The following is an 11695-nucleotide window of genomic DNA, read 5'->3' on the forward strand; positions in this document are numbered from 1 at the left end:
AGTGGGTTCCTTAACTGCTACTTTCTCGTACCTGACGCAATTGCTCTGCAATCGCCTCTCGTGCTCTGAAGATGCGAGAGCGTACCGTGCCAATGGGGCAATCCATGGTCTCAGCAATCTCCTCGTAACTTAGGCCCTCGATTTCTCGTAGCAAAATCGCATTACGTAAATCTGCAGGTAAAGCATCAATCGCTGCTTTTACGGCATCGGCAACCTGCCGACTGACAAGTTCGGACTCAGGGGTGTTGATATCAGTTAGAGTGTCCGCCGGGCTAAAAGTTTCACCGTCTTCATTTTCATACTCATTCATCAACAAAGGACGACGATGCCGAGCGGCCTGCCAATTACGAGCTGAATTGATGGCGATACGGTAAAGCCAAGTATAAAACTGACTGTCACCTCTGAATTGAGGTAGAGCGCGATATGCTTTTATGAAGGTTTCTTGGGCTACGTCTTCGACCTCGGCTGGGTCATTGATCATACGAGCCAACAAACGCATAATACGCCGCTGATACTTTAAGACTAAAAGATCAAAAGCACGCTTATTGCCTTGTTGTACTTGGCGTACCAAATCCAGGTCTACGTCATGACTCATTACGTACCTTTAGAATCTGCAAATTGATATTGAAGCTGATAACGTAACAAATGAATATGTAACTGCCTCCAGGCTACGGGACATAATGCCCAGCGCCAAAATACCAATTGCTGTTTTTTTATACCATCATCAAGACTTAGACTAATGGCAAAGGGGCTGTACCAAACATGATAAATACGAATGGGCCCCGTCACCAGAGACGATGATAAACCAAACCCATGCTGTTCATCAAAAGACAAAGTGCTGATGGGCTGATGCCATAGTGTATATACCAATGCCGCCAACAGTCCCATTGCAATGGGAGCAAACAGCCACAGAGAATAACCCCAGTTATGCCACAACAAACCAAGTAAGGCGATAACTAAGACAAAAAACAATAAGCCCAACATGCACACACGTAACGGTGTACGTGAGTGCCAATGTTGGGCATTATTTAGCATAGTTTAAGACAAGCGTCTTAATACCATCGTGCCATTGGTGCCACCAAATCCAAAAGAGTTGGACATAGCAACATCAATTTTTAAATCACGGGCCTGATTTGCACTGTAATCCAAGTCACATGCTGGGTCTTGGTTAATAATGTTAATCGTGGGCGGTGAAATTTGATTGTATAACGCTAAGGTTGTAAACACAGCCTCGATACCACCAGCCGCACCTAATAAGTGCCCTGTCATCGATTTGGTTGAGTTCACTACTACCTTTCTAGCATGATCACCCAAAGCCAATTTAATTGACTCTGTTTCGTTGATATCACCTAAAGGCGTGGACGTACCATGCGCATTAATGTAATCAATTTCGGTTGGGTTGATGCCACCGTTACGTAATGCATTAAGCATACCGCGACGAGGACCATCACTATCAGGTGTAGTAATGTGATGAGCGTCAGAGCTCATTCCATAACCTACAAACTCTCCGTAAATACGAGCGCCACGTTTTTTAGCGTGTTCGTATTCTTCGAGTACTAAAACCCCTGCACCCTCTCCCATGACGAAGCCGTCACGGTCAATATCCCAAGGACGGGATGCAGTAGTTGGATCGTCATTGCGAGTGGATAAAGCACGCATAGCAGCAAAACCACCAATCCCTAAAGGAGAGATGGTTGCTTCGGCACCACCTGCTACCATCACGTCAGCATCGCCGTACTCGATAAGTCGAGCCGCATCACCGATGGAGTGTAGGCCAGTGGTACATGCAGATACCACCGCATAGCTAGGCCCTTTTAAGCCCAACATGATAGAGAGCTGACCGGATACTAGGTTCACTAAAGAACCGGGCACAAAGAAAGGGGAAATACGGCGTGGGCCACGTTCGAGGTAATCGGATTGTGTGGCCTCGATACGAGGTAAACCGCCAATACCGGAGCCAACAATGACGCCTACGCGATCAGCATTGTCTTCGGTGATTTCTAGGCCAGCGTCCTGCCACGCCTGCACACCTGCCGCAATCCCATAATGGATAAAAGTATCCATTTGTTTGGTTTCTTTGGCTGAGATGTACTTCGTGACATCAAAATCTTTAACCTCACCCGCAATTTGGGCAGTGAGAGCCGAGGGATCGAAATGCGTAATACGCCCGATACCTGAACGCCCATTAACGATGTTATCCCATGCGGTAGTGATATCGTTACCTACAGGGGAAACAATACCTAGACCGGTAATTACGACACGTCGTTTCACGGATGACTCCTAAATACAAAAAAAGCGGTTCGTAGCGAATGACCCAACGTGACACCTATATAGCAAGGTAGAGACAATCGCATCATTCTCTGTAAACCGCCTTGAGCTAAGGGACAAGTCAAGTAAATACAAGACTTGCCCACACCCAGGTTTGAAATTACTGCTCGCTGTTAGCGTTGATGTAGTTAACAGCTTGCTGAACCGTCGTGATTTTCTCAGCTTCTTCGTCTGGGATTTCGGTTTCGAATTCGTCTTCGAGCGCCATCACGAGCTCGACCATGTCGAGCGAGTCGGCACCGAGGTCGTCAAGAAAAGAAGATTCGTTCTTGATCTCGGCTTCGTTTACGCCAAGTTGTTCAGCGACGATCTTCTTGACGCGCTGTTCGATGCTTTCCATGCAGATTCTCCAAATTGGGGATTAATTCCCACAAACTATAGCCAAACAAATAAAAAAGGGTGCCGGCTATGACAAAAAACGGCAATATCGGTTGTGCTTTGCAAGCAAAGGCTAACTGATACGCCCCTTAAAAAATTAAGTTAAGTGGATAATTTAACCTTAGATCAGCTTTTAGCCAAGCCTTTTACATGTACATGCCACCATTGACATGCAATGTGGTACCTGTAATGTAATCAGCCTGCGGCCCTGCTAAGAAGGCTACAGCATTAGCAATGTCTTGGCTTTGACCTAATCGACCTAAAGGGATTTGGGTCAGTAAAGCCTGCGTTTGCTCTTCGGATAAAGCACGAGTCATATCCGTATCAATAAACCCTGGAGCTACACAATTCACTGTAATGTTGCGACTGCCTAATTCACGAGCCAATGCACGAGACATACCCGCTACGCCAGCTTTAGCTGCTGCGTAGTTAGCCTGTCCGGCATTACCACTGTATCCAACCACCGAGCTAATGTTGATTATACGTCCCCAGCGTGCTTTCATCATAGGACGAATTACGGCACGGCTAAGACGAAAGACTGAGCGTAGATTCGTATCCATCACCGCATCAAAGTCCTCGTCACGAAGACGCATTGCCAAACCATCACGAGTAATACCCGCGTTGTTGACAAGTATATGTGGGCCACCGTCCTTAGACAACTGGACAATTAAGTCATCGCACGCTTGGTCATCATTGACATCTAACTGCACACCTCGGCTAGTAGGACTGTCTAGGTAAGCCGTAATTTTCTCAGCACCTTCGGCAGTTGTTGCCGTACCAACGACTTGTGCACCTAGGGCTTGCAACTGCAATGCAATCGCCTGACCTAAGCCACGCGAAGCACCAGTAACCAAAGCGATTTTTCCAGCTAAAGGAGTAGTCATATTAGTTTTTCAAGCTGTTAAGAGTTTGTTCCAATGAGCTAGGATCAGTAATCGATAAAACAGTTAATTCTTTATCAATGCGCTTAACTAATCCTGAAAGCACTTTTCCTGGGCCACATTCTACAATATGTGTCACACCTTGGGCGCGCATTGTTTGAATTGTCTCTACCCAGCGGACTGGATGCCAGGCTTGGCGTACCAATGCCGATTTAATTAGATCAATCTCTACTGGCATTTCTACGTCCACGTTATTCAAGATAGGAATACGTGGGCTGTGAAGCTCAATTTGATCTAATGCATGCTCGAGAATCTGGGCAGCCGGCTGTAATAAGCTGGAATGAAAGGGAGCAGAAACTGGCAATAACATAGCACGTCGCGCCCCTGCGGATTTTGCGATTTCGCAAGCCCGCTCCACGGCCTCTTTGTGGCCAGCAATCACTATTTGCCCTGGCGCATTAAAGTTGACGGGCTCTACCACCTGACCTTGGGCTGCCAAGGAACATACGTCCTTAATTTGTGCGTCATCTAGGTTCAACACAGCAGCCATCGCCCCTACACCCACAGGCACAGCGTCTTGCATTGCGTTAGCACGAATGCGCACCAACTTAACGGCATCCGATAAATCCAACACCCCTGCCGCAGTCAATGCGGAGTATTCGCCTAAGCTATGCCCAGCCACTAAACCAGGGATAGGCCCACCCGCATCTAGCCATGCATTAAACATGGCTACAGCAGAAAGCAACATGGCTGGCTGCGTATTGGTTGTTAAATTTAAATCCGTATCAGGGCCTTGAGCAATCAGTGCCCCTAGGTCTTGGCCTAGGGCTTGATTGGCTACGCCTATGGCATGCTGAACTACAGGGCTATCAGCCCACGCATCAAGCATACCAACTGTTTGAGAACCTTGTCCGGGAAATACAAATGCAATTTTCATGATTTTTATTGATAGTGAAAGTCGTTGCCGTCAAGCCTAACACAAAACCATTACATCCGCGCTAGGACTGAGCCCCAAGCAAAGCCCCCACCTACGCCCTGCATTAGCACCACATTTCCAGCCTGAATGCGGCCATCTTTGCGCGCTGCATCAAGAGCCAAAGGAACACTAGCCGCAGAAGTATTGGCATGCTTGTCTAGGGTCACAACAACTTTCTCTGTAGGCATCCCTAGTTTTCGACCAATGAAGTTAATAATGCGTACATTGGCCTGATGCGGTACCATCCAATCAATTTCAGAGAGTTCCAATTGAGCTTTAGCCGTTACATTTTGAGCTGATTTAGTCAGAGCATTGACCGCGAATTTAAAAACCGCTTGGCCATCCATACGTAAAAAGGGGTCACCGACAACCTCTCCGTAGGAGACATTTCCTGCGGTGCACAAAATGCCATGCTGACTGCCATCCGCATTCAGTTGCGCAGCCAAAATACCGGGTTCAGAGGACTTTGATAACACAACAGCCCCAGCTCCATCACCAAACAACACGCAGGTCCCACGATCTTTCCAATCCAGAATAGAAGAAAAAACCTCTGCACCAATAACTAAAGCGTTATTTGCAATACCGGATTTAATCAAGGCATCAGCTGTCGTTAAGGCATATACAAAACCACTACAGACGGCCTGCACATCAAATGCAGCGCCACCAGAAATCCCTAACTGATCCTGAATTAAACAGGCAGTACTAGGAAAAATATGATCAGGAGTCGAGGTTGCAACAATAATGAGATCAATCTCAGAGGCATCAATACCTGCGTCTGCCAAAGCAAGACGAGCGGCCTGAGTACCCAGCTGACTGGAAGTCATCCCTTTATCGGCTATATGACGCTGCCTAATCCCCGTACGCTCTGTAATCCACTGATCTGAGGTTTCTAAGCCTTGCTCGGCTAACTGAACAGCCAAATCATCGTTACTAACAATACGAGGAGGTAAATACCCACCTGTACCAATAATTTTGGTATATAGCATAGTGAAATCCTTTGCTAGTCGCGTCTACTGCGCTGACTCGGAATGTACGTCTAATAGAGCCTCGTTGCCCTTGCTGCTGGGTAGGTTGTGGCGTAGCTGATCAATAGCAGCATTTGTACCTGCTAATAAGCCACTACGAGCCGCATTACGAGCGCGTTGTAGCGCGTAGCCATACCCATACACATCGGCTGAACCGTGACTTTTAATAACAATACCACGTAAGCCTAGTAAGGCGGCACCATTGTAACGTCGGTTATCAACCCGATGACCTAGACGACTAAGCACAGGTTTGGCAATCAGTCCGGCTGCCATCGACAGGCTATTTCTGGTGAATTCTTCGCGCAGCATGGAGGAGACCATTTTGGCCAAACCCTCTAGGGATTTTAAGACTACATTACCTACAAAGCCATCACAAACAATAACGTTGACCGTGCCTTTGCAGATGTCGTCACCCTCTACATTACCGTAAAAATTCAAACCACTATGACGTAGTAGCTCGGAGGCTTGCTTGACGACCTCGTTGCCTTTGATGACCTCCTCGCCGATATTTAATAGCCCTATAGTCGGACTTTTATGTTTATCAACGATGGAAGCTAATGCAGAGCCCATGATGGCAAACTGCAGTAAATGTTCGGCGCTACAATCTACGTTAGCACCTAAATCAAGCATAATCGTTGCCCCACCCACTTGGTTTGGTATGGATGTGGCAATTGCCGGGCGGCTAATGCCGTCTAAGGTTTTGAGCACATAACGCGAAATCGCCATCCATGCGCCTGTATTACCGGCAGATATACACGCATCAGCTAAGCCGTCTTTAACGGACTGAGCAGCTACGCGCATAGAAGAATTTTTTTTGCGCCGCAAAGCGACCTCTACGGAGTCATCCATCGCGATGACCTCTGAGGCATGTACTATTTGATACCAATCACGATTTGGACCTGGATATTGCTGCAGATACTGAGCTATCCCGGCCTCGTCACCAATCAGCAGACAGCGAACATCTGTATATTGCTGAGCAAATTGAGCTGCGGCAGGAATGGTTACAGCCAAGCCTACATCGCCGCCCATGCAGTCGATGGCGATACGTATGGGTTGTTTAGACATGAGAAACGCTACGGCGCAATTAACGAATAATCAAATGAATTAATCGTCGTTTTTAGTTTGTAGCACTTTACGACCACGGTATGTACCGTTAGGGCTAATGTGGTGACGCAAGTGCAATTCGCCTGTTGTTGGCTCAATAGCAGTTGCTGGACCAGTTAACGCATCGTGTGAACGACGCATGCCACGACGAGATGGGCTCTTTTTGTTTTGCTGAACAGCCATGATGACTCCTGTGCACAGAGCAGATCAACAATGACCAGCCCCGTAAATGAAAAGAAATTAAATTACGATTTTTTAAGTTGGCTGAGGACGGCAAAAGGATTGGGCTTTTCGTCTTCGGCCTCTTCGTCTTGGTTCTGTAACGCTTCGGGTAGATCAGGACACTGATCATGACGCGGTACATAAGGCAAGCTAAGAATTAGTTCGTCTTCGACGAGCTCTAGAGCATCTAAATGGATAGAAGCCAATATGCGCTCTGGCACATCGGGATCATCAACATCAATATCCAAATCGAGTTCGTTATCAACGACTAAAACGGTGTTTTCGGTATCAATATGATAGTGAAAATCACGTAAACAACGCTGACATGTCAACACCACAAATCCATCGACGTGTATCGTCAAAAAGCGTTGACCTGCGTTGTCTAAACTGCCCGTTACGAACCAATTAATGGTTTGATCCTGTTGAGCAGGTAAGCCATCAAGAGCACGATCAAATAGAGAAATCGGGCTTTGTGCCGCAAAAACCTGACCGTTACGCGTAAACGTGGCGGTATCTAAAAGATATTGTGTTTGCTGCAAGGCTTGTATTTCCAATAACGAAGAAAAAGAGAGATAATACCGTGTTGACCCTAATCGAGTCAAACACTTCACTCATTTTACACTACAAAGCAATCATGCGTCTTATTCTGGCATCTGGTTCGATTTATAGGCGAAATCTGCTTGAACGCCTGCAGCTTCCTTTTTCGGTGCAATCACCGGACGTGGATGAAACCCCTCTAGAAAACGAAACCCCTTCTGAGCTTGCAACTCGGCTCGCCATTAGCAAGGCTAAGGCCGTAGCCAGCCAGCACCCTAACGCCATTGTAATTGGTTCAGATCAGGTGGCCGCATTGGGCTCTTTGTGCCTTGGGAAAGCCGGAAACCATGCGAAGGCCCATGCGCAATTGCGTCAGTTACGAGGTCAAAAAGTGGTTTTCCATACGGCTTTATGCGTGGCACAAAACACACAGTACGAAATCGTAAATGTACTAACCACCTGCCATTTTCGTGATTTATCCGATGCCGAAATAGAAAACTATCTACAATTTGAAAAGCCTTACGATACGGCTGGCAGCGCTAAAGCAGAAAGTTTAGGGATCGCCTTAATGCAATCCATGGAGTCAAACGACCCTACCGCTATTATAGGTCTACCCCTGATAGAACTCTCACGCCTATTGCGTCAATTTGGCCTCAATCCTTTAGCCTCTCCTATTGTGATCTAATCACCATGTCTAAAACCTTACACTTAATCCCCGTACCTCTTGGCGACTCTGCCAATGAGGTCTGGCTACCCTCTGCCGTTCAACAACAAGCTAGCCAGCTTTCATTTTTCATTGCTGAAAACGCAAAAACGGCTCGGGCCTTTTTAAAACAGATGGGTACAGAACGCCCTCTTCAAGACATTACCATTCACCAACTAGATAAGCATGGCACGCCGAAAAAACAGATCCAACAATGGCTACAAAGCCCTGAGGCTGAACATGGTATTGGCTTAGTCTCCGAGGCAGGTTGCCCTGCTGTGGCAGACCCTGGCGCCGTGGTGGTTTCCTTAGCTCATGATTTGGGTTTTACCGTCAAACCCCATGTAGGTCCTTCTTCCATTCTCTTAGGCTTAATGGCGAGCGGTTTGGATGGACAAAACTTTTGCTTTCACGGCTATGTTCCTAAACAAGCTGATGAGCAAAGCCGCACCCTAAAGCAGTGGGAACACAATTCTAAAAAGCAGCGCCAATCACAGATTTTTATTGAAACCCCCTATCGAAACCCAGCCCTGTTTGATGCCTTATTAAAAACACTAGACCCAAGCACTCGTCTTTGTGTGGCTAGATCATTAACTACACCGGATGAATGGGTTCGTACACACAGCGTTAGCCAATGGCGCAATCAAACGGCTCCTGAGCTAAATAAATACCCGACTCTATTTTTATTCCAAGCCAGTGCGTAACTCTTTTACTCTCTATGGCAGTCTTATACTTTGTGGACTGCTGGCCGCCTGTAGTTCCTCTCCTAAAATAGGAGAGTATGCTGTCCATAACAGCATCCAATCCGAGGGGCAAAACAGCCGTGTGCGCCATATTGTGCTGCATTACACTTCGGCTGACACGGCAACCTCTATCAAAGTACTAACACAAAAAAACGTCAGTAGTCATTACCTCATTACTGATGAGAGCCCACCCAAGCTCTATCAATTTGTCGATGAAAATAAGCGCGCATGGCACGCGGGCGTTAGTCAGTGGCGTGATTACGTGGACCTTAACACCAGCTCAATTGGTATAGAAGTTGTCAATGCTGGTCGCTTAGCAAATGGCGACTGGGCCCCCTACCAGCCAGCCCAAACACAACTGCTCATCACTCTTCTTCAAGATATTATTGAACGCCACCGAGTAACCCCAGCAAACATCATCGGACATAGCGACATCGCGCCACAGCGAAAAATTGACCCAGGCCCATTATTCCCTTGGGCTGATCTCGCCGCTGCGGGCATAGGACGCTGGTATGACACACGCGCAGCTCAAACATATCAGCAACAATTAGAACAGTTTGGCCTACCCAGCACTCTGGAAATCCAGCAGCTATTACAAAAAGCAGGCTACCATGTACCACAGCATGGACAGTGGGACAAAGCTAGCCAGAACGTATTTGCCGCTTTTCAGATGCACTATAGACCCAGCCGATACGATGGTGTACCAGACGCTCAGTCCATAGGCATATTAAAAGCCCTGCGCGAATAAATCAGGCAGGGCTTGGGTAACTAAAAATACGGGTCTACTGCGTTTTTAACCGATTAAAAATCCAATCATGCATCTCAGGCACAGATTCAACGATGATAGTAGGCTCTGATTTTTCTAGTGTCGCTACGTCATGGGCGCCATACGTTACAGCCAAACTATCCATACCTACATTATGCGCCATGTGAACATCATGCGTAGTATCCCCTACCATCAATACAGACTCAGGGCGCAAATCCAATTCCCATAGAATCTCGTGAAGCATTTGAGGATCAGGCTTGCTTTGCGTCTCATCTGCACAGCGAGTGGTATTAAAGTAAGACGTTAATTCGACTGCTCTTAATACTCGATCCAGCCCAGCACGACTTTTACCTGTAGCCACACTGATAGGGATAGCCCGTTGACGCAATCCATCTAACATAGGCACCGCACCATCAAACATTTTTATGGATTTGTCTCGCTGGAAAAAATGATGGCGATAGCGCTCAATAAAATCAGGCATCAGCTCTGCGGTTAACTCAGGCACAGCTTTATAAAGCCCTGTCTCTAATGACAAACCAATAATCCAACTCGCTTGCATTGTAGACGGCACAGGCAAGCCAACATCAGCACTCGCTAGCTGAATCGACTCAATGATGGAGTGCGTGGAATCCATTAAGGTGCCATCCCAATCAAAGATAACTGCATCGTACTGTTTCAAGACTGACTCTCCAAAGTAGAAATAATCTGTACACATGCCGCAGGCAACGGAGCCTCTAGCTCTAGCCATTGCTCCGTAACGGGGTGCTGCATACGTAAGCGTGATGAATGTAAAAACATGCGCTTAAAGCCTAAACGAGCAAAATGAGCACGCACCTCATCCGATCCATATTTATCGTCACCAACAATAGGAAAGCCAGCATGGGCAAGATGCACGCGTATTTGATGTGTACGACCTGTCTTTAATTCTGCCTCAACCAAACTGTACCTACCAAAACGTTGTAATAAAGAGATGATGGTATGGGAGGGCTTGCCTTCGGGATCAACCCGTACCCTACGCTCTCCGGATGCGGTCATCCAGCGCAATAACGGCGCTTTCATGTGCTGACGATCATTCACCCAATCACCATCAACTAAGGCCTGATAAAATTTGTCAATTTGGCCATTTCTAAACATATCATGTACCGCCACTAAAGCAGCCCGACGCTTAACGACGATTAATAGCCCGGATGTATCACGGTCCAATCGATGACCTAATTCTAAAAACTTCGCCTCTGGGCGTGCCGCCCGTAGCTGCTCAATCACACCAAAGGACACCCCGCTTCCCCCATGTACAGCAACCCCCTCGGGTTTATCAATGACTAGCAAGTAGTCATCTTCAAACACAATAGGGAACTGTGCGGCAGGTACTATCGGCTTCGCATCAGGGTCGGGCATTCGCATCGGAGGAATTCGTACAACATCCCCCGCCTCTAAGCGATATTCATTTTTGGCACGTCCTTTATTTATACGTACCTGTCCACTGCGGATGGCTTTATATATGTGACTTTTAGGCACACCTTTGCACTCGCGCACTAGAAAATTGTCCAGACGTTGTCCGGCCCACTCGGCACTTATTTCAATAACCCGCACTTGCGGTATGGTCTTTTTCACTGCTAATGGTTTTCTCATACTCAAAAGAGGCATATAATCGCCTCAGCCTATGGGAACTGTGACACCGCTAGACGTAGAGATGCAAGGTGCGTCTCCGCTAGCCGTAAAAGTATTTATTGTAATACGTATTGTGCACAGTTTTCGGGTCATACGGTCGCCGGAACAATACAAATGGCACAGACGCGGTTAACACGCTCCGCGCATGTCAGTTGTAAGTTATCCGCGTGCGGCACTGAATATCTGCAAAGTTATCGTTGTAAACAGAATTTAGCACCCGTTGTACCTGACAAATACAGCGGTGGTTCCCAGCAATTTTTTATTCGTCAAACACGACTTATTGTGAACATGACCCGTATGCTGACTGAACTGCGCAATTATCTGCGCGCTGTGCCCATTCGAAAAAAAGTGGGCTCCGTTTAAG

15 protein-coding genes are annotated in these 11695 nt (G+C 47.1%); 3 read left to right on the plus strand and 12 right to left on the minus strand.

Annotated elements, in window-relative coordinates; all coding sequences use genetic code 11:
* Positions 1-10: 10 nt before the first annotated feature.
* The 10 genes from rpoE to Q0Z62_RS00400 all read right to left on the minus strand — a co-directional run bounded on the left by rpoE (position 11) and on the right by Q0Z62_RS00400 (position 7453).
* Positions 11-595 carry an RNA polymerase sigma factor RpoE gene (rpoE, locus tag Q0Z62_RS00355; protein WP_298050076.1) on the minus strand — a complete coding sequence of 195 codons (585 nt, stop codon included), beginning with the start codon at positions 593-595 and terminating at the stop codon, positions 11-13.
* Positions 595-1035, minus strand: coding sequence for a hypothetical protein (locus Q0Z62_RS00360; RefSeq protein WP_298050078.1), 441 nt, complete (start codon positions 1033-1035; stop codon positions 595-597). The genes rpoE and Q0Z62_RS00360 overlap by 1 nt, the downstream gene beginning before the upstream one ends.
* A 3-nt stretch (positions 1036-1038) precedes the next feature.
* Complete coding sequence (fabF, locus tag Q0Z62_RS00365) at positions 1039-2271, minus strand: beta-ketoacyl-ACP synthase II (RefSeq protein ID WP_298050081.1); 1233 nt, start codon at positions 2269-2271, stop codon at positions 1039-1041.
* A gap of 157 nt (positions 2272-2428) precedes the next feature.
* A complete protein-coding gene (acpP, locus tag Q0Z62_RS00370) occupies positions 2429-2668 on the minus strand; it encodes an acyl carrier protein (RefSeq protein WP_077733660.1) in 240 nt (79 codons plus the stop codon).
* Between the two features lie 184 nt (positions 2669-2852).
* Entirely contained in the window at positions 2853-3590 is a 738-nt protein-coding gene (fabG, locus tag Q0Z62_RS00375; protein WP_298050086.1) for a 3-oxoacyl-ACP reductase FabG, read from the minus strand.
* Position 3591: 1 nt separating this feature from the next.
* The gene (fabD, locus tag Q0Z62_RS00380) at positions 3592-4524 is read right to left on the minus strand and encodes an ACP S-malonyltransferase (protein WP_298050088.1); all 933 of its coding nucleotides are present in this window, start codon (positions 4522-4524) and stop codon (positions 3592-3594) included.
* A gap of 50 nt (positions 4525-4574) precedes the next feature.
* The gene (locus Q0Z62_RS00385; RefSeq protein ID WP_298050090.1) at positions 4575-5549 is read right to left on the minus strand and encodes a beta-ketoacyl-ACP synthase III; all 975 of its coding nucleotides are present in this window, start codon (positions 5547-5549) and stop codon (positions 4575-4577) included.
* 24 nt (positions 5550-5573) lie between these two features.
* Positions 5574-6653: a phosphate acyltransferase PlsX gene (gene plsX / locus Q0Z62_RS00390; protein WP_269901534.1), complete on the minus strand. Its 1080-nt coding sequence runs from the start codon at positions 6651-6653 to the stop codon at positions 5574-5576.
* A 39-nt stretch (positions 6654-6692) separates the two neighbouring features.
* On the minus strand, positions 6693-6875 hold the full coding sequence (gene rpmF, locus Q0Z62_RS00395) for a 50S ribosomal protein L32 (RefSeq protein WP_269901533.1): 183 nt from the start codon (positions 6873-6875) through the stop codon (positions 6693-6695).
* 62 nt (positions 6876-6937) lie between these two features.
* Positions 6938-7453, minus strand: a complete 516-nt coding sequence (locus Q0Z62_RS00400) for a DUF177 domain-containing protein (protein ID WP_298050093.1) — start codon at positions 7451-7453, stop codon at positions 6938-6940.
* A gap of 95 nt (positions 7454-7548) precedes the next feature.
* On the opposite strand from Q0Z62_RS00400, the gene Q0Z62_RS00405 reads away from it, so the two are divergent.
* Genes Q0Z62_RS00405 through Q0Z62_RS00415 form a run of 3 tightly spaced genes read left to right on the plus strand, consistent with a single transcriptional unit; the run spans position 7549 to position 9645 of the window.
* The gene (locus tag Q0Z62_RS00405) at positions 7549-8136 is read left to right on the plus strand and encodes a Maf family nucleotide pyrophosphatase (protein ID WP_269901531.1); all 588 of its coding nucleotides are present in this window, start codon (positions 7549-7551) and stop codon (positions 8134-8136) included.
* Between the two features lie 5 nt (positions 8137-8141).
* Entirely contained in the window at positions 8142-8858 is a 717-nt protein-coding gene (locus Q0Z62_RS00410; protein ID WP_269901530.1) for an SAM-dependent methyltransferase, read from the plus strand.
* Entirely contained in the window at positions 8851-9645 is a 795-nt protein-coding gene (locus Q0Z62_RS00415) for an N-acetylmuramoyl-L-alanine amidase (protein ID WP_269901529.1), read from the plus strand. Before Q0Z62_RS00410 ends, Q0Z62_RS00415 begins: the two co-directional genes overlap by 8 nt.
* A 34-nt stretch (positions 9646-9679) precedes the next feature.
* Here the strand turns inward: Q0Z62_RS00415 and Q0Z62_RS00420 are convergent, their stop codons facing one another.
* The gene (locus tag Q0Z62_RS00420; protein ID WP_298050099.1) at positions 9680-10342 is read right to left on the minus strand and encodes an HAD family hydrolase; all 663 of its coding nucleotides are present in this window, start codon (positions 10340-10342) and stop codon (positions 9680-9682) included.
* Positions 10339-11307: an RluA family pseudouridine synthase gene (locus tag Q0Z62_RS00425; protein ID WP_269901527.1), complete on the minus strand. Its 969-nt coding sequence runs from the start codon at positions 11305-11307 to the stop codon at positions 10339-10341. Before Q0Z62_RS00425 ends, Q0Z62_RS00420 begins: the two co-directional genes overlap by 4 nt.
* Positions 11308-11695 lie beyond the last annotated feature (388 nt).

The sequence above is a fragment of the uncultured Paenalcaligenes sp. genome (genome assembly GCF_947630565.1).
GTDB classification, from domain to species: domain Bacteria; phylum Pseudomonadota; class Gammaproteobacteria; order Burkholderiales; family Burkholderiaceae_B; genus Paenalcaligenes; species Paenalcaligenes faecalis.